This window comes from Salinimicrobium sediminilitoris, from assembly GCF_020866905.1.
In the GTDB taxonomy this organism is placed as follows: domain Bacteria; phylum Bacteroidota; class Bacteroidia; order Flavobacteriales; family Flavobacteriaceae; genus Salinimicrobium; species Salinimicrobium sediminilitoris.
The window spans coordinates 121890-146379 of sequence record NZ_JAIVCC010000017.1; the positions used below are offsets into that span (position 1 = coordinate 121890).

Genomic DNA, 24490 nt, shown 5'->3' on the forward strand with positions numbered 1-24490 from the left:
TTCCAACCTGTGAAATAAGCTTTAAAAATGGTAAATTGCACACTCTTGATCAAAAATTAAAATATTCAATATGTCAAAAACAGCCAGAATTATTTATACTAAGACAGATGAGGCTCCTGCCCTCGCTACATATTCTTTTTTACCAGTTGTTGAATCCTTTACAAAACCGGCAAATGTCAAACTGGAAACAAGGGATATATCTCTAGCAGGAAGAATCCTTTCCCAATTTCCTGAAAGATTAAAGGAAGATCAGAGAATCTCCGACGATCTTGCTGAATTAGGAGAACTGGCAAAACAACCCGAAGCCAATATCATCAAGCTCCCAAACATTAGTGCTTCCATTCCGCAGTTGAAAACAGCTATAGAAGAATTGCAGCAAAAGGGATACGATCTTCCAAATTATCCCGATGAACCAAAGTCAGATGAAGAAAGAGAAATCCAGTCGAAGTATGATAAGGTAAAAGGTAGTGCTGTAAACCCTGTACTTCGCGAAGGAAATTCGGACAGGCGTGCGCCAAAGGCTGTAAAAAACTACGCAAAAAATCATCCACACTCCATGGGTGAATGGAGCAAAGACTCCAAAAGTCATGTTGCTACTATGAGCAAGGATGACTTTAGACATAATGAAAAATCGGTTACTCTTCAGGAGGCAACAAAGGTTAATATTCAGCTTAAAAGTGAATCAGGAAAAATTACGGTTCTTAAAAAAGATCTTCAGCTTCAAAAAGGGGAAATTATTGACGGAACTTTTATGAGCAAAAAAGCTCTTATTAAATTTCTTGAAGAACAGGTCAAGGATGCCAAAGACAAAGGGGTTCTTTTTTCTTTGCACATGAAGGCGACGATGATGAAGGTGTCCGACCCTATTATTTTTGGTCATGCAGTAAAGGTTTTCTTTAAAGACACATTTGAAAAGTACGGAAATGAACTTCAGGAGGCCGGTTCCGATCCCAATAGCGGACTCGGGGATGTGCTAAATGCGATCAACAACCTTCCCGATGATAAACGACAGGAGATCAATTCCAGGATCGAAAAAGATCTACAGGAAGGACCGGATTTGGCCATGGTAAATTCAGATAAGGGAATTACAAACCTTCATGTCCCGAGTGATGTGATCATTGATGCTTCTATGCCTGCAATGATTCGAACTTCAGGAAAAATGTGGAATGCAAATGGTAATCCACAGGATACGAAAGCCGTGATCCCCGATAGCAGTTATGCAGATCTTTATGAAACCACTATCCAGTTCTGTAAAGAAAAGGGTGCTTTTGACCCAACAACAATGGGTACAGTTCCCAATGTGGGTCTAATGGCTCAAAAAGCCGAAGAATATGGATCTCATGACAAGACCTTCGAATTAAAGGAAGCAGGAGTTGTACAGATCGTAACCGGAGACGGTAAGGTTCTTATGGAGCATAATGTGGAAAAAGGAGACATTTGGAGAGCTTGTCAAACAAAGGATGCTGCGATCCAGGATTGGGTAAAGTTGGCAGTAAATCGTGCAAGAGCTACAGGTTCTCCCGCCATTTTCTGGCTGGATAAAGACCGTGGCCACGATGCAGAGGTTATAAAAAAGGTAGAGCTTTATCTAAAGGATCAGGATACAGCCGGGCTCGAAATCAAGATAATGTCTGTTGAAGATGCTACCAGGTATACTTTGGAGCGCGTTAAAGAAGGGAAAGATACAATCTCGGTAACAGGAAATGTTCTTAGGGATTATCTAACAGATCTTTTCCCTATTCTGGAACTGGGTACAAGCGCCAAGATGTTGTCTATCGTTCCTCTTATGAATGGCGGCGGATTGTTCGAAACCGGTGCCGGTGGTTCTGCTCCAAAGCACGTTCAGCAATTTGTGGAGGAAGGACACCTGCGATGGGATTCTCTGGGAGAGTTTCTCGCACTGGCCGTTTCCCTGGAACACCTTGGAGAGAAGTATGACAATAAAAGAGCACTGATTCTTGCCAATGCCCTTGATAAAGCTACGGAAGAATTCCTGGAAAAAGATAAATCTCCATCCCGCAAGGTCAATGAACTTGATAACAGGGGCAGTCATTTTTATTTAGCTCTTTATTGGGCACAGGCTGTAGCTGAACAGAACGAAGACAAGGAGCTAAAAGAGCATTTTGAGAAGGTAAGCACTAAGCTGAAAGAAAATGAAGAGAGAATCTTACAGGAGCTTATAGATGCACAGGGCTCTCCGGTAGATATTGGAGGCTATTACAAACCTGAAGGAGATAAGGTCACAGCAGCAATGCGACCTAGTAACACTTTTAATAAAATTCTCCGCGGAGAGTGATTTGAGAATATATTTTTTTGGAAAGAGCCGGGATGACCCGGCTCTTTTCATTTTATATAACTTTATTGTTCAAAATCCAATTATAGAGGAATGAACCTTTTTTTATTATTTCTATAGAAAAAATAAATACTTTTGCATCTAAACAAATTCCGGAACCTATGACCATTACACAGTTACACTACGTTTTAGCGGTGGCCGAGCATCAAAACTTCACAAAAGCTGCACAAAAAGTATTTGTAACCCAGCCTACTCTTAGTATGCAGATTCAGAAACTGGAGGATGAACTGGATGTACTTATCTTCGACCGTAGTAAAAAGCCCATTGAGCTTACCGAAACCGGTCGTAAGATCGTTCAACAAGCCCGTAACATTGTGAACGAAAGTGACAGGATTAAAGATATTGTGGATCAACAAAAAGGATTCGTAGGCGGACTTTTTAGACTGGGAGTAATTCCAACTGTCATGCCTACACTCTTGCCAATGTTCTTGCATAGTTTTATAAAGAAATACCCAAAGGTAAAATTAAAAATAGAGGAACTTCATACCGAAGCAATAATTGAGAAACTTGAAGACGGTCATCTGGATGCAGCTATTGCTGCCACTCCTTTGGACTTACCAAATATTAAAGAACAGGTTCTATATTATGAACCCTTTGTTGGTTATACTCCGCCGGGGCACAGATTACATTCTAAAAGTAAACTTGAGGCCGAAGATCTTGACCTGGACGACATCCTTTTGCTGGAAGACGGACATTGTTTTAAAGACGGAATTCTCAATTTATGCAAAGCTACACGTAAATCAAGTGATCAACATTTCCAGCTGGAGAGCGGTAGCTTTGAAACCATGATAAAGCTTGCCAATGAGGGACTGGGAATGACCCTTCTCCCCTACCTTCACACCTTGGATCTTAAGGAAAATGAACAAAAGAATATAAAGATGTTCTCGGAACCTAACCCGGCAAGGGAAGTAAGTCTCATTTACAATAAGAGCGAATTAAAAATGCAGATCGTGGAAGCTCTACGCAGCACAATCGCAGGTGTAGTCAAAGGAGCAATTGCCTTCCAGAACGTGAAGATCATTAGCCCAATTCATAAAAAATAGCAGTTAAAGAACAAAAAAAGCGGCTTTAAATGCCGCTTTTTTTATTTTAAGGATTTAGATAAATTAGACATTTATTTAATTCGGGATTTTGCCGAATCAGGGTAAAAATGTACAACTTCAACTCCTCAATTTCATAAGGTAATAATCGCTGAAGTGCCTTTTTGACCTCTTTGCAGAACAGAGTTACATCAAAACTTACTTTACTTAGTACTGTCTTGGTGTACTCAAACATCGCTCTTGCCATAATGGTAAAAATTAGTTAACCTTGGTTAGAAAAAGTAGTGGTTATCTATAAGCGAAATCGTTTTCGTTAACAGTTATAAAAATAAGCTTTTTTTCCTAAAAGAGAACAAGAAGAAGCTAATTTAACACTTAAAAACGGTTATCTCCACTTACCATATTTCCAAGGCCTCCAAGGATACTTCCTTCACCTTTATCTCTACCGCCGCCTTGTGGTGCTGCAGCTAAAATTCGGCCTGCCAGTCTGCTAAATGGCAAAGACTGAACGAAAACTGTGCCCGGTCCTGTTAGGGTAGCATAGAATAAACCTTCCCCTCCAAAAAGGCTGTTTTTGATGCCTCCTATGAACTCAATGTCATAGTTCACATCTTTGGTAAAACCAATGATACAACCGGTATCCACTTTTAGCTTTTCTCCAGGTTGCAATACTTTTTTTGCTGTAGTACCGCCCGAATGCACAAAAGCCATCCCGTCACCTTCCAGCTTCTGCATAATAAATCCTTCTCCCCCAAAGAAACCGCGACCGAGTTTACGGCTGAACTCTACGCCAATGGCAACTCCTTTGGCAGCGCATAAAAAAGCATCTTTTTGACAAATGAACTTCCCGCCATACTCGGTAAGATCAATAGGGATAACTTTCCCCGGATAAGGAGAGGCAAAACTTATCTTCTTTTTTCCCGGAACCTGATTGGTGAAAATGGTCATAAAGAGACTTTCCCCGGTAAGCAATCTTTTTCCGGCTCCCAGTACTTTCCCTAAGAACCCTTCATTTTGTTTGGAACCATCCCCAAAGATGGTGTCCATCTTGATCCCGTCGTTCATCATCATAAAATTGCCGGCTTCGGCAATTACAGCTTCCTGTGGATCCAGCTCCAGTTCCACATACTGCATCTCCTCTCCAAAGATCTCGTAGTCTATTTCGTGTGCATTCATCTTTATAAGGTTTAAGGTTTAAAAATTAAAGATTTAGTATAAGGTTTGAGTCCTAATAAAGGACTAGAAAAATTCCTCATTTTTAACACATTATAAATTCTAGGTCTTTGAAATATATTAAAAACTTGAACAACGTCATATTCCAAACTCAATACTCAATACTCAATACTCTATACTCTGTACTCTATACTATTTAACTTTAATCGTCCACTCGAATTCAAAGACAGATACCTCCTGTCCTTCCTCATTTAATCCCCGGGAACGCATCCAAAAGGTCTGTCCCTCGCCGGTCTTTATCGTCTCTTCAATAGCTTCAGTGACAAGATGAGCATCATTACATATAAAGGAAATTTTCCCTTTTGCTTTCTTGCTGAATTTAGCGTTATTCTGGGCAACCAGCATTGAAATATGCTCGCCCTTAGCTTGTATGGCTGTCATTACAAGAGCACCTGTACTCAACTCTGCAGCCATAGCCTGCACGGCAAAATACAAAGAGTTGAACGGATTTTGGTTGATCCAGCGGTGCCTTACTGTTGTAAGACAGTGATTTTCATTAATTTCCTTTACTCTTACTCCACAGAGCCAGGCACTGGGAAGTTTAAACATTAAAAAAGAATTTAATTTTTGGGAAGAAACTTCCATAGTCATTGTAGATTTCTTTAAAAGTATTCAAATTTTTCAACATGCTAAAATGTTAAATTTTACAACTCAACAAAAAAATATAGTACTTTGTTTTGCATAATACCATCTTTAAGATATATATTTGTATAAGAAAATCAATCATAATGAACAATCAATCAACAAATCCAGACAAAACCGTAGCAGCACTCATCCATCTGTCTACCTTCAGCCAGTTTTTCTTTCCCTTTGGAAATTTTATTTTTCCTTTGATCTTTTGGACAGCTAAAAAGAATGATCCTTTTGTGAATGAACACGGGAAACAGGCTCTTAATTTTCAAATCAGCCTTTTTCTGTATGTGATTTTTCTGGTCATGGCAGGAATTGCAGGAGCAGTCATAATTGGAATTAATATAAACTTCGATGGTCCATTATACATGAATGAGCATCACCAGTGGATAGGAAATCCCATGGAAGCCAGTCCAATTATTATTTATGTGGTGATCATGGCGCTTCTTATTCTGGGGTTACTTGTCCTTAATATTTACGGGGTAATTTCAGCAACCATTCGCGCCGGGGAAGGTCACTTATATAAATACCCTTTGACCATTAATTTTCTAAATGCAAAGAATATTGACAATTATTCCGCAGCTACAGAAAAAACAGAACCTCAACAGGATCTATAATCGTATCATCAATCAATCATTAATCATCAATCGATCAAAAAATGAACAGTTCATCAACATTCAAAACAAAACACTATGAAGATTGAAAACACAAAGGCACAAATGCGCAAAGGTGTTTTAGAATACTGCATACTGTCTGTATTAAGAGACAATGATGCATACGTAGCCGAAATCCTCGACACCCTTAAAAGCGCAAAACTCCTGGTGGTGGAAGGAACAATTTATCCTTTGCTTACCCGTCTCAAAAATGCCGGGTTACTAAACTACCGCTGGGAAGAATCAACCAGTGGACCACCAAGGAAGTATTACGGGCTCACAGAAACAGGAAAAATATTTTTAAAAGAGCTCACCCATACCTGGGATGAACTGCAAACAGCAGTAACAATTGTAACCACCCAAAAACCTAAAAATCATGAATAAGACAGTCAATATAAATCTTGCCGGCATTTTCTATCATATTGATGAGGATGCTTATGCCAGGCTTCAACATTACCTAGAGGCGATAAGAAGATCTCTCACCAACACTTCGGGCCAGGAAGAGATCATTCATGATATTGAAGCACGTATAGCCGAACTTTTTGCTGAAAAGATCAAAAATGAAAGACAGGTAATTGGAATTAAAGAAGTAGATGAAGTGATCTCTGTCATGGGACAACCCGAAGATTATGTGCTGGATGAAGAGATCTTTGAGGATGAACCTGTATATCGTAAAAAAAGAGGAAAAAAGCTATTTCGGGATACCGAGAACAGCTATATAGGAGGAGTATCATCGGGGCTTGCTCACTATACGGGAATAGATGCCTTATGGATAAGAATCCTGTGGGTCCTTCTAACCATTTTCTCCACCGGTGCTTTCATCTTAATATACATCGCTCTTTGGATCTTTGTGCCCGAAGCTAAAACCACTGCCGATAAACTTGCAATGCGTGGAGAGCCGGTTACCATTAGTAACATTGAGCGTAAAATAAGAGAGGGGTTCGACGGGGTGTCGGGAAAGATGAAAGACATCAACTACGAGAAATACGGTTATAAGGCGCGGTCAGGTGCAAATTCGGCTGCGACTGCAGTAGGTGATGTCGTAAAATTCTTCCTTAACCTTTTTGTAAAACTCATTGGAATCTTCCTCTTATTGATCGCGGGAGCCACCTTGATAGGATTGTTCATTGGTCTCTTTTCAATAGGAACTTTTGGAATCATAGAAGCTCCCTGGACAGACTTTGTGGAGATCGCTGGACCGGGAGCCGACAGTATCTGGATCATTTCCCTTCTTGCTTTCTTTGCCGTGGGAATTCCATTCTTCTTCCTCTTTATCCTGGGACTAAAGATCCTGGTCAAGAACCTAAGATCTATTGGAAGAAGTGCAAAACTGGTACTGCTGGGACTTTGGATAATCTCTGTACTTGGTTTAATATTCTTCGGAATTCAGCAGGCTACCGAGAGAGCTTTTGACGGGGAAGTGAGGATTACCGAAAATCTTCCTGTTACCGCCAATGACACTTTATATGTGAATATGGTGGGGGATCCACAGTTCAATTCCACTCCATATCAGTCAGAAGATTTCAACATATCCTATGACGACAATAACAGGAAGGTGATCTGGTCGCAGAATGTGCAGTTGATCGTTAAATCTACTATGGATTCTTTGGCAAGACTGGAAATCATAAAAGAAGCTGAAGGCAAGAATTACGAGGAAGCTCGTCAAAGAGCCGAAGAGATAAGCTACAACACCAGCTACTCAAGCGGCCGACTTGACTTAAGCGGTTTACTCACTACAGATCCTTCCAACAAATACAGGGAGCAGAAGGTGCAGGTGACGTTATTTTTACCGGTAGGTACTGTGCTCTATGCTGCAGATAACACCTATTCCTTCCACAGGAATACAGATTACTATGGGGACATCCTGCACAATGGATATGAAGAGAGGCATCTAAAGATCACCCGTGAAGGAACGGAATGTCTTGATTGTCCCGCCGAGGAAGAAGATCCCTGGGGAGATTCTGAGAGTGATTGGGATACAGAAGAGAGCGAAGGGGAATCTATAAATGAAGATTTTCCGGATGAAGAATTACCCACAACAGAAACCGATACAATAACAGGACAATGAGCGTACTCATCGAAATTGTAGTAGCCACTTTCTTTACCCTCGTATTTTCTAAAGGGGAAGAAGTTAAACCCGAAGTAGCGGAAAAAGCAAAAACCGAAAAGGTCTGCAAAATTTTTTCTGAAGAATGTTAAGCTAAAAAAAAGAGGCCGTCACAAGACAGCCTCCTTTTTTTTATAAAACTGCTATATTATTTTGCAGCAACCTCTTCATTACTTTCCACAGTTGCCAGATATCTCTCGGCATCAAGAGCGGCCATACATCCTGTACCCGCAGCAGTGATCGCCTGGCGATATTCCTTATCCTGTACATCTCCCGATGCAAAAACTCCGGGCAAATTGGTCTTTGTACTTTTTCCCTTGGTAATAAGGTAACCTGTGTTATCCATGTCAAGCTGACCTTTAAATATCTCGGTATTTGGTTTGTGACCAATGGCAATGAAAAGTCCGGTGATATTAATCTCCTCCTTTTCACCTGTTTGATTATTGAGGATCCTAAGACCTTCTACAACCTGCTCCCCAAGAACTTCATCAACTTCAGAATTAAATCTTACTTCCAGGTTTTTGGTATTAAAGACCCTGTGCTGCATAGCCTTTGAAGCCCTTAATTCATCTTTTCTCACCAACATAGTAACTTTATTACAAATATTAGCAAGATATGTAGCTTCTTCGGCTGCAGTGTCCCCTCCTCCTACTATAGCCACATCCTGGCCTTTGTAGAAGAAACCATCACAAACGGCACAAGCCGAAACTCCGCCGCCTCTCAACCTCTGCTCACTTGGAAGTCCTAAATATTTTGCCGTTGCTCCAGTAGAAATAATAATGGTTTCGGCTTCAACCCAGGTAGAGTTGTCTACACACACCTGGTGGATACCTCCTTTTTCTTTGCTCAATTGCACCTCTGTCACCATTCCCATGCGCACCTGCGTTCCAAACCTTTCAGCTTGTTTTTGAAGATCGATCATTAAGGCAGGTCCGTCAATTCCTTCGGGATAACCGGGAAAATTATCAACTTCGGTTGTAGTGGTCAACTGCCCGCCTGGCTCCATTCCGGTGTACATTACCGGGTGAAGATCTGCCCTGGCGGCATAAATAGCTGCAGTATAACCTGCAGGACCAGAGCCAATAATTAAACATTTTATTCTTTCTCTCGTTTCGCTCATGATAGTAAAATTTCTTACTGTAAAAATAGTAACTTTAAAAGAAATCTTCAGGTTTAATGCATACAGATTTGATATACCGGAATAACTTCTATCATTAGTAGCGGGTTTTTCAGGCTCCTGCTATTGCATTACCTTTGGGCCATGATCGAATTATCCTTATTTAATGTTCTGGATCTTTTAGGAACCATAGCCTTTGCAATTTCGGGGGCACTTTCGGCGATGAACAGGCGGCTTGATCTTTTCGGGATATTTATTATTGCCTTTGTCACAGCCATTGGTGGCGGAACTGTAAGGGACATCCTAATTGGTAATACTCCTGTCACCTGGATGGAAAACATCATCTACATCTATTTGATTGGATTTGTCACTATACTCGCCATTATCTTCAGGAAATACCTCGACCATCTGAAGAAGTCCCTGTTCTTGTTTGATACCATTGGGCTTGGGATCTTTACCATTACCGGGGTGGAAATTGGTATTCAGAATAACCTTAACCCAATTATTTCTATCACCCTTGGCGCCATGACGGGTACTTTTGGTGGGGTTATACGGGATATTCTTTGTAATGAGATCCCTGTTATTTTTAGAAAAGAGATCTATGCAACCGCCTGCATCGTTGGAGGTTTGGCCTTTATAATATTTTACGAACTGGGAATGGCCCAGGATATTATCTATTTGATCACCTCTCTTACCGTGATCCTCATAAGGCTTATGGCTGTAAAATTCCACATCTCTCTTCCTGCCTTTCATCTTTCGCAGGAAAAATAACTCTCAAAAATGCTATTTCTGAAGATGTTTTTTTAACAGGAAAAGATTTACAATATTTTCCCATATTTTCTGTAACGATTTCATTTTCAGGCAGTCTTTAAGATATAAGTTCCTCTCCCCCGAAGAAACTGATTATTAACTTTTAAAGATCTGCATTATGAAACGTTTTAAATTATTACTGTTGACTTTAGCGATCACTATAAGCACAGTTATCTACGCCGAAAAATCTGAGAAAATATATGACCTAAACGGTCTCTCTGCCGAAATTGAGCTATTACTTCGGGATACCAATCATAGTCTTGAAGAAGGAAGTTCTGTTACTGTTTTCTTTTCTGTTGCTGAAGATAACAGCATACAATATGTAGGAGTAACTGCACAGGAGTTGGAAGTAAGCGATCTACTTCAAAAAAAGCTTATGGGCCAACAACTAGACGGTGCCAAATGGAGGGAAGGAATGATCTATGAACTTACCATCTCCGGAAAATCACATGTGGCCTGTGCTTCCCGTTAATGTGGTAAATGCTTCCGAAGCAACCTTAGAAAAGCCCCCCAATGCCCCCACCCGGACTCACCCGGAAACCTGTAATGGGATCACTGAAGAAAATCCCTTACGTTATCCAACACCTTTTCTGAAAGTCTTCTTTGGGTTTCGGCCGCCCAGCCCGCACTTTTAGGGGTTGTGATCACACGTAAAAGTTTTTCGGTTTCTTTGGAAAGCTGCTTTTTTCCATCCCCGTCAAAAATGGCAAAATTCCCCTCCTTTTTTATCCAGTTACTAAAAGCACTTTCTTCAAATGGCAAACCAAGGGAGGTATTAATAAGGATTTTACCCGTTCCAAAAAGTTCAAATTCAGGTGCTTTTAAAGTTAAAGTATTCTTGGGAAGGTGAAGAGAAATAACATCCACCGTCTTCATCAATTCTTTAAGAGGCAGGTAGGTTATTTCATTTTCAAGATCTTTCTTGCGGGTGCGACTATAGTAATAGAGATCGGTTCCAAATGGCAGCAGGCATTTTGCAAGTAATTGCCCTGTAACCCCCAGGCCAATGACACCTATTTTCTTATCGGTTAGTTCCACAGGCATTTCCTTCCATTGATATTCTCCCAGCCCATGGAATAATCTCACTAATTCAGAAACAATGAATTCAGCTACGCCGGGATCCCCGTAATCTCTTATTCCCGTTACTGTGATCCCTTTGCTACGCGCAAATTTGACCGCAACATTAGCCGAAGCATCATCATATAAGCTACACGCCATACCAATGTACTTCAGGTTAGGGCACTGCTCAATAATGTATTCAGGAATTTCTGTTTTCCAGGAAACCAGCACTGCATCTGCATTAGAAATTCTTTGCAGCGTTTCCTCTTTGGAACCAGGCTCATCATGGTACACTACGACCTTCTCTTCACTCATTTCCTGAAGCGCTTCAATGGCCCAGGGTTCAAGTTTGGTATAATCGACACAGACGATCTTTTGGAACTTCATGTTAGATGTGAGATATGAGATTATAACGTAAGACATTAGACGGTAGACGGTAGATTTTGACTCCACAGACCTTGAACTTTAAACCTTTAGAGGGGTATGTTTCCATGCTTCCGGTCAATGCGCAACACTTCTTTGTTTTCGAGCATGCTAAATGCTTTTAAGAGTTTCCTGCGGGTATCTTTAGGTTTGATAACTTCATCAATGAAACCACGTTGGGCAGCTTTAAAAGGATTGGCGAATTTTTCGGCATACTCTTTCTCCTTTTCTGAAAGCTTAAGCTCAGGATCATCGGCAGCTTTGATCTCTTTTCTGAAGATGATCTCGCTGGCACCCTTAGCTCCCATTACAGCGATTTCGGCTGATGGCCATGCGTAGTTGAGATCGGCACCAATGTGTTTGGAATTCATCACATCATAAGCACCACCATAGGCTTTTCGGGTAATGACTGTAACTCTTGGAACGGTCGCTTCACTAAGGGCGTAAAGTAATTTCGCACCATGCAGGATGATCCCGTTCCATTCCTGGTCGGTTCCCGGCAGGAAGCCTGGTACGTCCACCAGCACGAGTAAAGGAATATTGAAACAATCACAAAAACGGGTGAACCGGGCAGCTTTTCTTGAAGATTCAACATCCAGCACTCCGGCGAGACTCATAGGCTGATTGGCCACTATTCCTATGCTCCTGCCTCCCATCCTGGCGAAGCCAACTATTATGTTATCTGCGTAATTCTTATGGATTTCAAAAAAGGTATCTTTATCAATAATTCCTGCAATTACCTCATGCATGTCATAAGGTTTATTGGAACTATCGGGGACAATATTTTCCAGTTCTTCCCGCACTTCCTCGCCCAGTTCAAAAGACAGCCTTTCAGTAACATCTTTGTTGTTCTGCGGCAGATAGCTTAGCAGTTTTTTTATGTCCTCCAGGCAGCCAATATCATTTGCTGAAGTAAGGTGCGTGACCCCACTTTTGGTGGAATGGGTACTTGCCCCTCCCAGTTCTTCGGATGTAACTTCTTCATTGGTTACCGTTTTCACAACGTTGGGGCCGGTCACAAACATGTAGCTGGTATCCTGAACCATTAGAGTAAAATCTGTCATGGCAGGAGAATATACTGCGCCACCGGCACATGGTCCCATAATTGCAGATATCTGCGGAATAACTCCCGATGCCTGCACATTTCTATAAAAAATGTCGGCATAACCTCCTAGGGAACGCACTCCTTCCTGAATTCTTGCTCCTCCCGAATCGTTTAGTCCGATAATTGGAGCGCCCACTTTCATCGCATGATCCATTACTTTACAGATCTTCTCAGCATGAGTTTCTGATAGAGAACCTCCAAAAACAGTAAAATCCTGTGCAAATACATATACAAGTCTACCATTTATAGTCCCGTACCCGGTGACCACTCCGTCGCCATAATACTGTTGATCTTCCATCCCAAAGTCGGTCGTGCGATGGGTGACCAGGATTCCAATTTCTTCAAAAGAACCTTCATCCAGCAGGTAATCTACCCTTTCACGGGCGGTGAGTTTCTTTTGCTGGTGTTGTTTGGCTATTCTTTTTTCACCGCCACCTTTAAGGGCTTCGGTGATTTTTTCATTTAGCTTTTTGGTATTTTGGCTCATGATTTTTGCTTCCGGAATTATTTATTGGGTAATCTCAACTGCTGCCTGTCTTCCAGGTACTGCTTTATTGCCACCAGGGCGGCTATTTCTGCTTCTTCTGTGGTTTGGGATTCCAGCTTTTCGGCCGAATAATATTTTTTCACAAAATGGGTATCAAAATTCCCACTTCGGAAAGCTTCATGTTCAAAAACAAACTTTCCGAATGGTAAGGTAGTGCTTACCCCTTTAACTTCATATTCGCTTATTGCCTTCAACATTCTTTGAATAGCTTCCTCCCGGGTCTTTCCATAAGTGATGAGTTTTGCCAGCATAGGGTCGTAGTAAATTGGCACCTCCATACCTTCCTCAAAACCATCGTCAAGCCTCACCCCTTCTCCAGAAGGACCCTGATATTTTTCCAGCACCCCCACACTTGGCATAAAATCCTCCAGTGGATCTTCGGCATAAACCCGTAACTCCACAGCATGGCCGGTAATCTTGAGGTCCTCCTGAGAAAAAGCAAGAGTTTCTCCCCTTGCTATTTTAATTTGCTGCTCTACAAGGTCAATCCTGGTGATCAACTCGGTTACCGGGTGTTCTACCTGCAGCCGTGTATTCATCTCCAGGAAATAAAAATTCTTATTTTCATCCAAAAGGAATTCTACAGTTCCCGCACCCACATAATCACAGGCTTTGGCAACTTTTATTGCAGCTTCCCCCATTTCCCGGCGCAAATTCGCGTCAAGAACTGCCGAGGGAGCTTCCTCCACCACCTTTTGATGGCGCCGCTGTATGCTGCACTCGCGCTCAAAAAGGTGCAGGATATGCTCGTGGGTATCGGCGAGTACCTGGATCTCGATATGCCGCGGACTTCCAATATATTTTTCAATAAATACAGAACCATCCCCAAAAGCAGATTCCGCTTCACTTATTGCCCGCTTCATCTGGTCTTCCAGGTCTTTTTCTTTTTCGACCACCCGCATGCCTTTTCCGCCACCACCGGCCGAAGCCTTTATGAGGATGGGAAATCCAATTTCGGCAGCAATTTTTTTAGCTTTTTCAGGATCTGTGATAGCTTCATCAATTCCCGGAACCATGGGAATACCATAGTCTTTAACTGCATCTTTGGCCGCGAGCTTGCTCCCCATGATCCTTATGGCTTTTGAACCGGGACCAATCCAGGTGATGCCATTCTGTTCTACTTTTTCGGCAAAATCGGCATTCTCACTTAAGAAACCGTAGCCCGGATGGATCCCATCCACTTCCAGGTCTTTTGCAACTTTTATGATCTTGTCCCCAAGAAGATAGGATTGATTTGAAGGGGCTTCCCCTATGCAGACGGCTTCATCGGCAAATTTTACGTGGGGTGCATTACGATCTACAGTAGAAAAGACAGCAACTGTGCGTATCCCCATTTTTCGGGCCGTTTTCATCACTCGCAAAGCGATCTCCCCCCGGTTTGCTATTAAGATTTTTTTCATTCTAAGACTTTTAATTTCCTGGTATTCAAAAAGGGCATTTTGAAGAACTACTCCATTTCTATAAGTAGCTGACTCTTATCAACAGTTTCCCCTTTTTGAACCTTTACAGATTTTACTACCCCGTCCCTGGGTGCAGTTAATGTATTTTCCATTTTCATAGCTTCAAGAACCAGAAGGTAATCCCCTTCCTTCACTTCATCTCCTTCTTTTACCTGTACGTCAAGAATAAGCCCCGGCATGGGTGCTTTGATATCATTTATCACCTGTGCAGCCGCCAGGCTTAGTCCCATCTCCTCAATTAAAAGGTCGAGTTCATTCGATATCTTCACTTCGTAAGGTTTAGAATTCACCTTTACGGTATATGACCTTCCCAAAAAGTGTGATTTCTTAAGTTCGGTTTTAAAAGAACGGTTGTTTTTTAAAACATGTGCTGCACCTCCAACCGATTTTTGCAGATCAAGTGCTTCGACTTGCTCTTTAGTAAATTCGAACTCCATGTTCCCATTTACCGTTACTTTATATTTTTCTTCCATAAATGCGGTTTTTATGCGCTTTTGGTAAATATAATAAAATAATTATCTGCCAATTTTCAGAAATTTTCAATAACGACCAACAAAAAAGCCACCTTGAGGTGGCTTTTTATAATTTTTTTAGGATTTATTCTTACAATTTCAGTTTAAAGAGCGCCTGGATATCTTCAGGCAAAGGCATAGACTTTAAGGGAGGAACATTTGCTCCACCTGTATTTCCTAAAGGAATTTTGCCAACAAAAGACTTAACCCCACCTACAAGTAATCGGGGGATTTGCCCCAGGATCTCTTTTGCATCTTTTATTGCTAAGCCAAACTTCAGCATAAGCCAGTGTGCATAGGTGTGCTCCCATGGGTAGGATTGACCAATCACATGTGCCCGTTCAAGGTGATGCCACGCATGAACAAGGTTTCCCTGGCTAAATGCAGCTTTGTATAAAACCAATTCTCTTAAATAGTAGTATTTAAGCCGCTTTGGGATCCTGAAATTGAATTTCATCGTATGGATTAATTGAACTTCTTTATATCCTCACTTAGATCAAAAACATCTGTTTTATGAAAAAAGTTCTCGAGAATACTGGCTCCTGCAGTAGACCTGTATCCACCTGCACAATGCACCACTATAGGTTTATTTGCCGGAACTTCATTTGCCCTTTCTCTCAATTCATTTAGAGGAATGGTTAGAGCAGAATCAAATATTTTACCCTCGGCAACTTCACTTTGATTCCTTATATCTACAATAGTATAATTGTCTTTATGTTCTCTAAAATCGTGCAGATTAAACTCTTCTGAAGTCTGGAATGCTTCCTTTGGAAGGGTTAAAATTCCTCTTAATTGTTTTTCATAACCAATTTTAGCAGTCCTTTCAAGGATGTCACTTATTTGCTTCACACTTTCTACCACCAGATAAAAAGGTTCCTCTGGCTTTACAATAGCCCCTAACCAGGTTTCATACTTGTCGTCTTCATTCCGGGCCATAATGTTGATACTGTTTGGCAGATGATTTTCCTTGTACTTGTCTCCGTCACGAACATCGATAACGGTTATTCCTGATTCAACTTTTTCTGTCAACAACTTAAGCTTTACAGCTGCCTTGGTTTGCTGAACATTATCTGCTCCTGTTTTGTTGACATCCACATTAAACCCAAAGTAATGGGGAATGAATGGCTGATCCTTGAGAATAGTTTCAACAAATTTCTCTTCTGTCTGCTCCTGAAAGGCCCAATTATACTTCTTTTCATAGCCTAATGTACTTGAAGAATCTGTACTCATATTCTTTCCACAAAGAGATCCTGCACCATGTGCCGGATATACTATGGAATCATCGGGTAAATCATTGTACTTGTTCTGCATGGTATCATACATCGCTTTTGCCAGCTCCACTCTTTTAGCTGTCATATTACCAGCTTTTTCCCTAAGATCGGGCCTGCCTACATCTCCAATAAACAGGGTATCTCCTGTAAAGAGAGCTGTTCTATGTTCATCCTGGGCAACAATAGTTATACTGTCTGGGGAATGACCGGGAGTATTAAGAGCTTTGAACTTTACATTTCCCACTTTAACAGTATCACCTTCATCAAAAGCCTGATGTTCGTAATCTGCACCCAGTAACTTACTTACGTAAATGTTTGCGCCGGTTTGCTCTCTCACTTGGCAATGACTACTCACAAAATCGGCATGGGGGTGAGTTTCAAACACTGCTACGATCTTTGCATCCTGTTCCTCGGCGTATTGATAGTACTGTAGTGGATTTCGACTTGGATCTATAAGTGCCATCTTTCCCTCACTTACCACTGCGTAAGAATAATGAGCCAGAGGACTGTCTTTAAATTGTTTTATTGTCATATCAATCAGTTTAAAATTAAAGTGCCGGGAGTAACCCGATCTAAAAATTGAAGAGCGAAAATAGCCTTTTTAGGCAGGTTAGTCCGTAACACGGGTTACAGAGCGTTTAAGCATTCAGCTGTAATGACTTACTACTCGAATTCGGCACAGTTTCCCGAAGGTGTATAAACTCCTGCAGCCTGTTGATAAACCAGAGTGGCGCCGAGATGGCCGGTGTAAGTCAGCGTTCCCGTGCCAATAGCCAGCAACAGGATCATAAGCAATCTAAAAAGCAGGTTTCTAAAAATGGGATATTTTAGTTGCCTTAAAAGGTCAACCCCCAGTCCTGCAGAAAAAAGCCAGGCCGTAGTCCAGGCTAGATTCTCGTGGTCTTTTAATACGGTGGGGTCGCAGATCTTTCTGGAAACCACACCATCGGCCAGATCTCCGGTAAAAATAGCGATCCAGACCGTCACAACTCCGGCAATAAGTAATACTGTTCCTCCCCGCTCCCAAACCTCCCGGGAATATTTAAGAGCAACAACTTTAAATAGAAAAGCCACCACCAGCAGGGCGATGGGAAAATGAACAGACAGAGGGTGAAAAACCTCTGTCCGCCAAAAATCTGGTATTTCTTCCATATTTATTCAAGAACCCGCACAGCAAGCGGATTAAGTCTTTTTCCTTCTTTTTCTACATCAACCTCAACTCTCATTCCTTCCTCCAAAGTTGAGAAATCTACTGTACTTCCATCCCGGGTAAGTTCAGTATTGTCTGAGAAATAAAGCTCAAGGGTTTGATCATCATCTGTTTCTACATAAATTTCGGTCTTAGATGGCTCTACTTCCTTAATAGTTCCTTGATAAGTTCCGGACTCCACAACATCTGTGCTTTCCCCACAAGCAAAGAATAAAAGGGTGATAGAGAACATTACAGTCTTTAAAATGTTGGCTTTCATAATTTTGATCGATTAAATAAATTATTTGGTTACTTTCAATCTACTAAATTACCTAAAAACCTGTTCTTCCCAAAACCTTATGAAACTTATGTAACAAATGTGACACATATTTTTCAAGTCAATTATTACTTTTGCTCCTCATGGGTTTTAAAAACTACATAGCGGCATTTTTCGTCCTTCTTTTCCTTGGAAAGATGGTCTCGATAGATGCAAAACTTTTAGGGATCATTTATAGTGCTTCCGAAGTGACGCTGGTAAATAATATGTGTCCTAAACAGCAACTGGATAATGATTCTCCCGATGAATTTGCCCAGGCCGATTTAGAATCCCATTTTGAATTTGACTACCTGTGCCAGGTGGCTTTTGACTTTAAGCCGGACGAGGAGGTCAATACCGTTACCCATAACAACTTCAAAAAACACAGTTACCGGGCGCCGGGGATTTTTTCTATTTCCCGTGACAAATTCTATCCGCCCCCCAAGGTTTAATTTCAATTCCTAAAAATTATTCCGGCTGAAAATCTGGCTCCCTGCCGATTATAACAGCCATTATTCATTCATTTTATTTATTACTACAATGACCACTACAACCATAGTGAACCGTCGTTCGGTACAAATTTTCCGAGTGATGTTAAGCGGGATATTCCTTGTGGCGAGTTCAAGCCATTTGCTCAAGTTGGAAAGAACGCTGCAACGAATAGAGCAGGCCAGTTTTAAAGGCATAGCGTATTTTTTCGGGGAGCCCCGTGTCATGGTGATCGCTTCCGGAATCGTAATGCTCCTGGCTGGAATAAGTTTACTAATTGGGTTCAGGACCCGATGGGCAGCAGCAATTTTACTTGCCGTTCTTATCCCAATTACTCTCACAATTCAAGTAGGACAGATCACAACCCTGGGCCCCTTATTTAAAAACATCGCCATTATGGGCGGGCTTGTTTTCTTCATATTAAACGATTTCGATAAACCTCAAAAAACATATCATGAAAAAGATTTTTTATAGCAGCATACTAATCATGTTCGCATTTTTTACAGTAAGTACTCAGGCACAAACACAGCCTTCAGAAAAAACGAATTATGTAGTTCTTACCAGAAAAGTCCCCCAGTTGAAACCTATTCTGCTGGCGGCACAGGAACTGGCTAAACAAGATGGACATCATTTCGGAGATTTCCAGGTAGTAGTTTGTGGTAAAGCTGTTCAAAACCTCACCAATGAAGAAATGATGAAGGATTTCATCACGCAGGCCGGGCAGGCAAATGTTACCTTAAATGCATGTGGTTTCTCCCTAAAGAAGTTTGGAGTAGATCGTGAAAAACTGCCTCAGAGTTTAAAGGTGGTGGAAAACGGTATTCTATACAACTTTGAATTACAAAAAAAGGGCTATTTAAGTATTGAACTATAACATCAACAAAAAACGATTTTATCATGAATAAGAAACTAAAAAAGAATTTATTAGAATACGGAATTATAGGAGCAGTCTTAATTGGCCTTTTTGTCACCGGCCTCCACACAGAGGTATTTGGATTCCTGCAACGTGGTATTTTGGCAACCGGAATTATGGACCCGAAAATTGAAGAAAAAGCTGATATAGCTGCGGTAACTCCTGCCAAAGGAGCAGTTCTGGACCTTAACCTGGTCAATTCCAAAGGTGAAAAAGTTAATATGGAACAGTTTCGTGGAAAAGTTATTTTTCTAAATTTCTGGGCCACCTGGTGTCCTCCATGTATTGCTGAGATGCCTGGTATTAATAATCTTTACCAGGATGTCAAAAACGACAATGTCGAGTTTATAATGCTCTCTGTAGATCAAAATTTCGAGAAAGCTAAAAAATTTAACGAAAGAAAAGGTTACGGTTTTGAGATCTATAAAGCTGCAGGACCAATACCTCAAATGTATTCTACCCGCAGTATTCCCACCACTTATGTGATCGATGCCGATGGAAATCTTGCCCTTACCCATCTTGGAATGGGGGATTTTGACACAAAAGATTTCAAAAAATTTCTAAACGAGCTTCAATAGAGAAATGGCTACCCTAAGCGGGTAGCCTTTACTTTAACCAAAAAGAATTCATGAAAACAAAATATTTGAGCCTCCTGCTGGCATTATTCTCATTTCTTCCCCTTGTAGCACAGGTGCAGGAAGCACCAGAATGGCAGGTAAAAGCAGATAATGAGGATGCTGCACCGGAAGATGAGGTTACCCTGACATTTACTGCCGATATACCTCAGGACTGGTACATGTACTCCAGTGATTTCGATCCCGACCTTGGACCAATGCTTACAGAATTTAGTTTTGATCCTTCCGGAAAATTCGAACTTTTGGGGGAGATCATCCCTGTAGACCCTAAAGAAAAATATGAAGAAATTTGGGAAGGGGATGTCACCTACTTTACCGAAAAGGCGGTTTTTAAACATAAGATCAAACTTATTGATGAAAAACCGGTGATTTCGGGAAGTATTACCTACCAGATCTGTTCAGATGTGACCGGACAGTGTATTCCCTATGAATCTGAGTTTTCCATTGACCTTTCGGGGGAAAAAACTGGTGCAGCAGCAAATGCCGCAAATTCTTCCAACTCTTCAAATCAACCGGTTCTAAAAGAGTTGGAGCCGTTTACCAACAGCTTCCAGCCTGTGGAAGAAGAAAAAGGATGGATGGGATTGATGACCTTCTTCCTCATCTCGTTTGGAGCAGGACTGGCAGCCCTGCTTACTCCCTGTGTTTTTCCAATGATCCCCATGACCGTTACATTCTTTACAAAATCCAGTGGTAGCCGCTCAAGGGGAATAATGAATGCGGTTATCTATGGGGTTTCTATTATTGCTATATATACTCTTGTAGGAACGGTCTTCGCTTTAATATTTGGAGCTGGTTTTGCCAATTTTCTAAGCACACACTGGCTTCCCAATCTTTTGTTCTTCGCAATTTTTGTATTATTCGCTCTCTCCTTCTTTGGATTGTTTGAAATAAGATTGCCAAATAAACTGGTCAATAATATTGACAACCAGGCGAACAAAGGCGGTTTAGCCGGGATATTTTTTATGGCCTTTACGCTTGTGCTCGTTGGCTTTAGCTGTACAGGTCCTATCGCAGGAACTATTCTACTGGAAGCCGCCAGTGGACAGGCAATTAAACCCTTAATAGGAATGTTAGGCTTTTCTACTGCCTTTGCAATTCCATTCACGCTTTTTGCGATCTTTCCGGGATGGCTTAGTTCCCTGCCTAAAAGCGGCGGCTGGCTCAATACGGTAAAGGTTGTTCTTGGGTTTCTGGAACTCGCGCTCGCGCTTAAATTTCTTAGTATGGTAGACCAGGTTTATCACTGGAACCTCCTTGACCGGGAAATTTATTTGGCCCTGTGGATCGTAATTTTCACTCTGCTCGGATTTTACCTTTTAGGAAAGATCATTTTTCCACATGAACAGAAATCTGAAAGCACTTCTATTTCACGATTGCTCAGTGCCATCTTAGTATTTAGTTTTGTGGTCTATCTTATCCCCGGCCTCTTTGGTGCGCCTTTAAAAGCACTCGCAGGTTACCTGCCGCCAATGAGTACTCATGATTTCCAACTCCTGAATACAGAAGTATCTTCGGAACAGGACGCGCTTGCGGCAGAATGTGAACAGCCGATGTACGATGATTTCCTCGAGCTCCCCCATGGCATCAAAGGATATTTTGATTACGAACAAGCGCTTGCCTGCTCAAAAAAGCAAAATAAACCGATTTTCATAGACTTTACCGGCCACGGTTGTGTGAATTGTCGGGAAATGGAAGCAGCTGTATGGAGTGATCCTGCAGTCTTGAAAAGGTTAAAAGAAGACTACATTGTGGTCGCCATGTATGTGGATGAAAAAACAGAACTCCCCAGGGAAGAATGGTACACTTCTGTTTACGATAATAAAGTAAAAAAAACCATTGGTAAACAGAACATGGATTTCATGATCCAGAAGCTTAATGCAAATGCACAGCCTTACTACACGCTGGTTGGAGACAATGAAGAGTTACTCTCTCCTCCAAGAGCATATGATCTTGACGTTCAGGAATTCGTTGAATTTCTGGATGCGGGAAAAGCCAAATATGAAGAAAGCTTAGATATTTCGGAACCTGTATTTTTAGGGCAGGCAGGGAGCTAACAAGTGTAAACACCCGCAGCGGTATTTTTCCATGCGGGTGCTAACATTGATTTTATAAGTCGGGCAGAAAAACAGCCTATAATCACCTCATATTAAAGCACAAAGCTTTTATGTATCTTTATTAAACTGCCCTTCAGAATCAATAAATTTAAAAAGATAAAACCATGAAAACATTAAAATTATTGACTATAATGGGCTTTGCAGGTCTCGCTTCCTGTGGGGGAACGGCAATAAGTCAGGAGCAGCCGCAATCAATCCATTACTCAACCTCTTCCGAAGATATTATAACTATTCTTCATACGAATGACCGGCATGGCACACATATGCCTTTTAAAACCACAGAACGAAACTCAACGTCTCAAACCGGCGATGAGGGACGGGAAACGCTGTTTACTTTTGATAGGGAAGCAAAAATAGAAGGTTTCCCCTATCTGGCCACAGCAGTGAAAAAGATTAGACAGGAAAAAGGCGCAGAGAACATATTGCTTCTTGACGCGGGAGATACCTTTAGTGATGATCAATTGGGAAACCTTACCAAAGGGGAAGCTGTTATACAATTGATGCAAAGCCTTGACTATGACTTCATGGCGTTGGGAAATCACGACTTCGACTACGGAAAAGAACGTACAGCCGAGCTGCAGGAGATCGCAGGGTTTCCCTTTGGAGCAGCCAATATCACCGACAGCATTACCGGAAAACCTTTTCTGGACCCTCCGTATATAATTAAAAAAGTAGGCAGTTCCAGAATTGCAGTCCTTGCCATCGGCTATCACAACACGCACTTAACCGGAAACAGGGAGAACATGAAAGGCCTTAGGTTCACCCCGGGTCATGAAGCCATTAAGGAGTACATCCCCACCCTGCAGAATCAATCGGATATTCTAGTAGTCCTTTCCCATGCGGGTACGGCTGTAGACAAACTGATCGCCCGGGAAGTAGACGGTATTGACCTCATCATTGGAGGACACAGCCATGATCTTATCTCCCCGCCGCAGAAAGTAAATGGAACCTTTATTGTGCAGGCCCTTTCAGATGGTGCCATTTTGGGAGAAACTCAGCTTATTATTAAGGATAACCGACTTATTGATGTGAAGACAGATCATCACTTCTTGTGGAATGATGAATGGAAGCCCGATCAAGAAACCATGGAGCTGGTTACCCGACTGAGATCACCTTATCTGGATCAACTGGAAGAAAAGATCGCAAATACTGAGACCGTCATAGGTCGGCAGTACAAATCTGAAAGCCCTTTTGATAAATTAACAGGGAACCTGTTACGGGAGGAATACGACGCAGAAGTTGCTTTATTACCCGGCGTGGGCTACGGAATATCCCTCAACGGCGACATAAGCAGTGAAAACCTTTACAAACTCCTTCCCCACCCCAGCAAGATCGTAACCCTTACAATGACCGGGGAGCAGTTAAAAAGTGCCCTGGAACAAACCGCACAGAATTTAAATCCACAAAACACTCTTGATCTTGTTGGCGGTCTGCTTCAAAGCAGCGGCATAGACTACGAGATGGACCTCACAAAACCGGTAGGCCAGCGGGTAACCAACATCAATATTGGTGGTTCTCCGCTAAAGGATTCACAGGATTACAGGGTTGTCACACATACAGGAATGCTAAGGGGCATTCATAAATATAAAGAAATTGGAAAGGGTGACAATATCCTGAAAACGGACAGACAGCTTAATGAATTCATCCTGGAAAAATTCCGGAAGTTGGGCAGCATCAATTTTCCTAAAAACATGGGAGAAATAAAGATCACCAGAGAAAAATGATATCTCCTTCTTACATAATCCTGAACAATGCTTCAGGGAAATAATACAGGAATGGCTGGTATTAAGAAATAACAGCCATTTTTGATTTTAGAAATCTCAGCCTCACTTCTGCCCTTACTTTTATATTTCAAATTCCGAATCTTTATAGTCTCAATAATTACTGCCGGCACCTTTACTTCTTCTGGGCTACAAAGCGAATAACTGCGCCCAAACCATCGTGTCCTTTTCCTTCTTTTAAATCTACTTCGGCTTCATACAATTCCAGGAAGTTCAGGCTTCCAAAATCCTCTTTTATCTCCTCCATAGAAAATAACAAGGCTTCGTCCTTTGGACCTCCTACTCCCGGATTTTTATCCTGATAGATCTTATGTTTCTTGCTAAAACCTTCAAAAAATATTAACCCATCTCTTCGCAAATAAGAGATCAATAATTCGTGGTATTTTTTTCGTACTTCCACAGGAAAATGTGCATAAATCAATGCTATGGCATCAAAATCCCCTTTTTCAAACCCAAGATCTGGCAGTTCCCCCACCCGGTAATCCAACTCCACCTTATGCTTTTTGGCTAGTCTTTCAGCTTTCTTTTTCGCCTCTATACTAACATCAAAAGCAGTTACTTTCCAGTCACATTTAGCTGCAAAAACAGCATTTCTCCCTTCCCCTTCAGCGGCAAATAATATTTCCCCGGGATCGAATTGAGTAAATCGTGAGTGGAAATACTCATTAGGCACCTCTCCATATACATATTCTTCGCTATTGTATCTTTCATTCCAAAATTCTTTCATCTC

The 24490-nt window shown here is 41.5% G+C and carries 27 protein-coding genes; 14 read left to right on the forward strand and 13 right to left on the reverse strand.

The genetic code is table 11. The features are described from left to right. The first annotated feature begins 70 nt into the window (after nucleotides 1–70). Both LA313_RS15410 and LA313_RS15415 read left to right on the forward strand, forming a co-directional pair. Complete coding sequence (locus LA313_RS15410; RefSeq protein WP_228916583.1) at nucleotides 71–2296, forward strand: NADP-dependent isocitrate dehydrogenase; 2226 nt, start codon at nucleotides 71–73, stop codon at nucleotides 2294–2296. A 158-nt stretch (nucleotides 2297–2454) separates the two neighbouring features. Further along, nucleotides 2455–3396, forward strand: coding sequence for a LysR family transcriptional regulator (locus LA313_RS15415; protein WP_228916584.1), 942 nt, complete (start codon nucleotides 2455–2457; stop codon nucleotides 3394–3396). Nucleotides 3397–3442: 46 nt separating this feature from the next. On the opposite strand, the gene LA313_RS15420 is transcribed toward LA313_RS15415, so the two are convergent. From LA313_RS15420 to LA313_RS15430, 3 genes are all read right to left on the reverse strand, one after another. Beyond that, entirely contained in the window at nucleotides 3443–3640 is a 198-nt protein-coding gene (locus LA313_RS15420; protein ID WP_029034693.1) for a hypothetical protein, read from the reverse strand. Nucleotides 3641–3768: 128 nt separating this feature from the next. After that, complete coding sequence (locus tag LA313_RS15425; RefSeq protein ID WP_228916586.1) at nucleotides 3769–4569, reverse strand: TIGR00266 family protein; 801 nt, start codon at nucleotides 4567–4569, stop codon at nucleotides 3769–3771. 189 nt (nucleotides 4570–4758) lie between these two features. Next, nucleotides 4759–5211 (reverse strand): DUF4442 domain-containing protein, encoded by a 453-nt coding sequence (locus tag LA313_RS15430; RefSeq protein ID WP_228916931.1) that lies wholly within the window; start codon nucleotides 5209–5211, stop codon nucleotides 4759–4761. A 143-nt stretch (nucleotides 5212–5354) separates the two neighbouring features. Here LA313_RS15430 and LA313_RS15435 point away from each other — a divergent pair, with 143 nt between their 5' ends. The 4 genes from LA313_RS15435 (at nucleotide 5355) to LA313_RS16385 (ending at nucleotide 8108) form a co-directional block, all read left to right on the forward strand. Beyond that, nucleotides 5355–5873, forward strand: coding sequence for a DUF4870 domain-containing protein (locus LA313_RS15435; protein ID WP_228916588.1), 519 nt, complete (start codon nucleotides 5355–5357; stop codon nucleotides 5871–5873). Between the two features lie 75 nt (nucleotides 5874–5948). Continuing rightward, nucleotides 5949–6293 carry a PadR family transcriptional regulator gene (locus tag LA313_RS15440; RefSeq protein WP_228916590.1) on the forward strand — a complete coding sequence of 115 codons (345 nt, stop codon included), beginning with the start codon at nucleotides 5949–5951 and terminating at the stop codon, nucleotides 6291–6293. Further along, nucleotides 6286–7977, forward strand: a complete 1692-nt coding sequence (locus tag LA313_RS15445; RefSeq protein WP_228916592.1) for a PspC domain-containing protein — start codon at nucleotides 6286–6288, stop codon at nucleotides 7975–7977. Before LA313_RS15440 ends, LA313_RS15445 begins: the two co-directional genes overlap by 8 nt. Further along, on the forward strand, nucleotides 7974–8108 hold the full coding sequence (locus LA313_RS16385) for a hypothetical protein (protein WP_255702542.1): 135 nt from the start codon (nucleotides 7974–7976) through the stop codon (nucleotides 8106–8108). Before LA313_RS15445 ends, LA313_RS16385 begins: the two co-directional genes overlap by 4 nt. A 56-nt stretch (nucleotides 8109–8164) precedes the next feature. Here the strand turns inward: LA313_RS16385 and trxB are convergent, their stop codons facing one another. After that, nucleotides 8165–9136 carry a thioredoxin-disulfide reductase gene (gene trxB / locus LA313_RS15450; RefSeq protein WP_228916594.1) on the reverse strand — a complete coding sequence of 324 codons (972 nt, stop codon included), beginning with the start codon at nucleotides 9134–9136 and terminating at the stop codon, nucleotides 8165–8167. A 141-nt stretch (nucleotides 9137–9277) separates the two neighbouring features. Between trxB and LA313_RS15455 the strand changes: the two genes are divergently transcribed. Both LA313_RS15455 and LA313_RS15460 read left to right on the forward strand, forming a co-directional pair. Further along, nucleotides 9278–9904 (forward strand): trimeric intracellular cation channel family protein, encoded by a 627-nt coding sequence (locus LA313_RS15455; protein WP_228916596.1) that lies wholly within the window; start codon nucleotides 9278–9280, stop codon nucleotides 9902–9904. 157 nt (nucleotides 9905–10061) lie between these two features. Then, nucleotides 10062–10415 (forward strand): hypothetical protein, encoded by a 354-nt coding sequence (locus LA313_RS15460; RefSeq protein ID WP_228916598.1) that lies wholly within the window; start codon nucleotides 10062–10064, stop codon nucleotides 10413–10415. Between the two features lie 80 nt (nucleotides 10416–10495). On the opposite strand, the gene LA313_RS15465 is transcribed toward LA313_RS15460, so the two are convergent. From LA313_RS15465 to LA313_RS15500, 8 genes are all read right to left on the reverse strand, one after another. Continuing rightward, nucleotides 10496–11389: an NAD(P)-dependent oxidoreductase gene (locus LA313_RS15465; RefSeq protein ID WP_228916600.1), complete on the reverse strand. Its 894-nt coding sequence runs from the start codon at nucleotides 11387–11389 to the stop codon at nucleotides 10496–10498. Between the two features lie 86 nt (nucleotides 11390–11475). After that, nucleotides 11476–13017, reverse strand: a complete 1542-nt coding sequence (locus LA313_RS15470) for an acyl-CoA carboxylase subunit beta (RefSeq protein WP_228916602.1) — start codon at nucleotides 13015–13017, stop codon at nucleotides 11476–11478. Nucleotides 13018–13034: 17 nt separating this feature from the next. After that, nucleotides 13035–14477, reverse strand: coding sequence for an acetyl-CoA carboxylase biotin carboxylase subunit (gene accC / locus LA313_RS15475; protein ID WP_228916604.1), 1443 nt, complete (start codon nucleotides 14475–14477; stop codon nucleotides 13035–13037). Between the two features lie 47 nt (nucleotides 14478–14524). Then, a complete protein-coding gene (locus LA313_RS15480; RefSeq protein WP_228916606.1) occupies nucleotides 14525–15010 on the reverse strand; it encodes a biotin/lipoyl-containing protein in 486 nt (161 codons plus the stop codon). Between the two features lie 130 nt (nucleotides 15011–15140). Next, complete coding sequence (locus LA313_RS15485) at nucleotides 15141–15506, reverse strand: DUF3703 domain-containing protein (RefSeq protein WP_228916610.1); 366 nt, start codon at nucleotides 15504–15506, stop codon at nucleotides 15141–15143. 8 nt (nucleotides 15507–15514) lie between these two features. Next, nucleotides 15515–16852: an MBL fold metallo-hydrolase gene (locus LA313_RS15490; RefSeq protein WP_228916612.1), complete on the reverse strand. Its 1338-nt coding sequence runs from the start codon at nucleotides 16850–16852 to the stop codon at nucleotides 15515–15517. 131 nt (nucleotides 16853–16983) lie between these two features. Continuing rightward, complete coding sequence (locus LA313_RS15495) at nucleotides 16984–17472, reverse strand: DUF2231 domain-containing protein (protein WP_228916614.1); 489 nt, start codon at nucleotides 17470–17472, stop codon at nucleotides 16984–16986. 2 nt (nucleotides 17473–17474) lie between these two features. Continuing rightward, nucleotides 17475–17789, reverse strand: coding sequence for a hypothetical protein (locus tag LA313_RS15500; protein ID WP_228916617.1), 315 nt, complete (start codon nucleotides 17787–17789; stop codon nucleotides 17475–17477). Nucleotides 17790–17929: 140 nt separating this feature from the next. Here LA313_RS15500 and LA313_RS15505 point away from each other — a divergent pair, with 140 nt between their 5' ends. From LA313_RS15505 to LA313_RS15530, 6 genes are all read left to right on the forward strand, one after another. Beyond that, nucleotides 17930–18277 (forward strand): hypothetical protein, encoded by a 348-nt coding sequence (locus LA313_RS15505; protein WP_228916619.1) that lies wholly within the window; start codon nucleotides 17930–17932, stop codon nucleotides 18275–18277. 88 nt (nucleotides 18278–18365) lie between these two features. Beyond that, entirely contained in the window at nucleotides 18366–18788 is a 423-nt protein-coding gene (locus LA313_RS15510; protein WP_228916621.1) for a DoxX family protein, read from the forward strand. Continuing rightward, nucleotides 18769–19188 (forward strand): DsrE family protein, encoded by a 420-nt coding sequence (locus tag LA313_RS15515; protein WP_228916623.1) that lies wholly within the window; start codon nucleotides 18769–18771, stop codon nucleotides 19186–19188. Before LA313_RS15510 ends, LA313_RS15515 begins: the two co-directional genes overlap by 20 nt. A gap of 23 nt (nucleotides 19189–19211) precedes the next feature. Continuing rightward, on the forward strand, nucleotides 19212–19805 hold the full coding sequence (locus LA313_RS15520) for a TlpA family protein disulfide reductase (protein WP_228916625.1): 594 nt from the start codon (nucleotides 19212–19214) through the stop codon (nucleotides 19803–19805). Between the two features lie 50 nt (nucleotides 19806–19855). Further along, entirely contained in the window at nucleotides 19856–21919 is a 2064-nt protein-coding gene (locus tag LA313_RS15525) for a protein-disulfide reductase DsbD family protein (RefSeq protein ID WP_228916627.1), read from the forward strand. A gap of 164 nt (nucleotides 21920–22083) precedes the next feature. Next, on the forward strand, nucleotides 22084–23703 hold the full coding sequence (locus tag LA313_RS15530) for a bifunctional metallophosphatase/5'-nucleotidase (RefSeq protein WP_228916628.1): 1620 nt from the start codon (nucleotides 22084–22086) through the stop codon (nucleotides 23701–23703). A 172-nt stretch (nucleotides 23704–23875) separates the two neighbouring features. Here the strand turns inward: LA313_RS15530 and LA313_RS15535 are convergent, their stop codons facing one another. Then, on the reverse strand, nucleotides 23876–24487 hold the full coding sequence (locus LA313_RS15535) for a class I SAM-dependent methyltransferase (protein WP_228916630.1): 612 nt from the start codon (nucleotides 24485–24487) through the stop codon (nucleotides 23876–23878). Between the last annotated feature and the right edge of the window lie 3 nt (nucleotides 24488–24490).

What these genes read in the sequence shown, in the direction of transcription:
- LA313_RS15410 (WP_228916583.1), top strand. Translation starts at nt 71, where the DNA reads ATGTCAAAAACAGCCAGAATTATTTATACTAAGACAGATGAGGCTCCT.
- LA313_RS15415 (WP_228916584.1), top strand. Translation starts at nt 2,455, where the DNA reads ATGACCATTACACAGTTACACTACGTTTTAGCGGTGGCCGAGCATCAA.
- LA313_RS15420 (WP_029034693.1), bottom strand. Translation starts at nt 3,640, where the DNA reads ATGGCAAGAGCGATGTTTGAGTACACCAAGACAGTACTAAGTAAAGTA.
- LA313_RS15425 (WP_228916586.1), bottom strand. Translation starts at nt 4,569, where the DNA reads ATGAATGCACACGAAATAGACTACGAGATCTTTGGAGAGGAGATGCAG.
- LA313_RS15430 (WP_228916931.1), bottom strand. Translation starts at nt 5,211, where the DNA reads ATGGAAGTTTCTTCCCAAAAATTAAATTCTTTTTTAATGTTTAAACTT.
- LA313_RS15435 (WP_228916588.1), top strand. Translation starts at nt 5,355, where the DNA reads ATGAACAATCAATCAACAAATCCAGACAAAACCGTAGCAGCACTCATC.
- LA313_RS15440 (WP_228916590.1), top strand. Translation starts at nt 5,949, where the DNA reads ATGAAGATTGAAAACACAAAGGCACAAATGCGCAAAGGTGTTTTAGAA.
- LA313_RS15445 (WP_228916592.1), top strand. Translation starts at nt 6,286, where the DNA reads ATGAATAAGACAGTCAATATAAATCTTGCCGGCATTTTCTATCATATT.
- LA313_RS16385 (WP_255702542.1), top strand. Translation starts at nt 7,974, where the DNA reads ATGAGCGTACTCATCGAAATTGTAGTAGCCACTTTCTTTACCCTCGTA.
- trxB (WP_228916594.1), bottom strand. Translation starts at nt 9,136, where the DNA reads ATGAGCGAAACGAGAGAAAGAATAAAATGTTTAATTATTGGCTCTGGT.
- LA313_RS15455 (WP_228916596.1), top strand. Translation starts at nt 9,278, where the DNA reads ATGATCGAATTATCCTTATTTAATGTTCTGGATCTTTTAGGAACCATA.
- LA313_RS15460 (WP_228916598.1), top strand. Translation starts at nt 10,062, where the DNA reads ATGAAACGTTTTAAATTATTACTGTTGACTTTAGCGATCACTATAAGC.
- LA313_RS15465 (WP_228916600.1), bottom strand. Translation starts at nt 11,389, where the DNA reads ATGAAGTTCCAAAAGATCGTCTGTGTCGATTATACCAAACTTGAACCC.
- LA313_RS15470 (WP_228916602.1), bottom strand. Translation starts at nt 13,017, where the DNA reads ATGAGCCAAAATACCAAAAAGCTAAATGAAAAAATCACCGAAGCCCTT.
- accC (WP_228916604.1), bottom strand. Translation starts at nt 14,477, where the DNA reads ATGAAAAAAATCTTAATAGCAAACCGGGGGGAGATCGCTTTGCGAGTG.
- LA313_RS15480 (WP_228916606.1), bottom strand. Translation starts at nt 15,010, where the DNA reads ATGGAAGAAAAATATAAAGTAACGGTAAATGGGAACATGGAGTTCGAA.
- LA313_RS15485 (WP_228916610.1), bottom strand. Translation starts at nt 15,506, where the DNA reads ATGAAATTCAATTTCAGGATCCCAAAGCGGCTTAAATACTACTATTTA.
- LA313_RS15490 (WP_228916612.1), bottom strand. Translation starts at nt 16,852, where the DNA reads ATGACAATAAAACAATTTAAAGACAGTCCTCTGGCTCATTATTCTTAC.
- LA313_RS15495 (WP_228916614.1), bottom strand. Translation starts at nt 17,472, where the DNA reads ATGGAAGAAATACCAGATTTTTGGCGGACAGAGGTTTTTCACCCTCTG.
- LA313_RS15500 (WP_228916617.1), bottom strand. Translation starts at nt 17,789, where the DNA reads ATGAAAGCCAACATTTTAAAGACTGTAATGTTCTCTATCACCCTTTTA.
- LA313_RS15505 (WP_228916619.1), top strand. Translation starts at nt 17,930, where the DNA reads ATGGGTTTTAAAAACTACATAGCGGCATTTTTCGTCCTTCTTTTCCTT.
- LA313_RS15510 (WP_228916621.1), top strand. Translation starts at nt 18,366, where the DNA reads ATGACCACTACAACCATAGTGAACCGTCGTTCGGTACAAATTTTCCGA.
- LA313_RS15515 (WP_228916623.1), top strand. Translation starts at nt 18,769, where the DNA reads ATGAAAAAGATTTTTTATAGCAGCATACTAATCATGTTCGCATTTTTT.
- LA313_RS15520 (WP_228916625.1), top strand. Translation starts at nt 19,212, where the DNA reads ATGAATAAGAAACTAAAAAAGAATTTATTAGAATACGGAATTATAGGA.
- LA313_RS15525 (WP_228916627.1), top strand. Translation starts at nt 19,856, where the DNA reads ATGAAAACAAAATATTTGAGCCTCCTGCTGGCATTATTCTCATTTCTT.
- LA313_RS15530 (WP_228916628.1), top strand. Translation starts at nt 22,084, where the DNA reads ATGAAAACATTAAAATTATTGACTATAATGGGCTTTGCAGGTCTCGCT.
- LA313_RS15535 (WP_228916630.1), bottom strand. Translation starts at nt 24,487, where the DNA reads ATGAAAGAATTTTGGAATGAAAGATACAATAGCGAAGAATATGTATAT.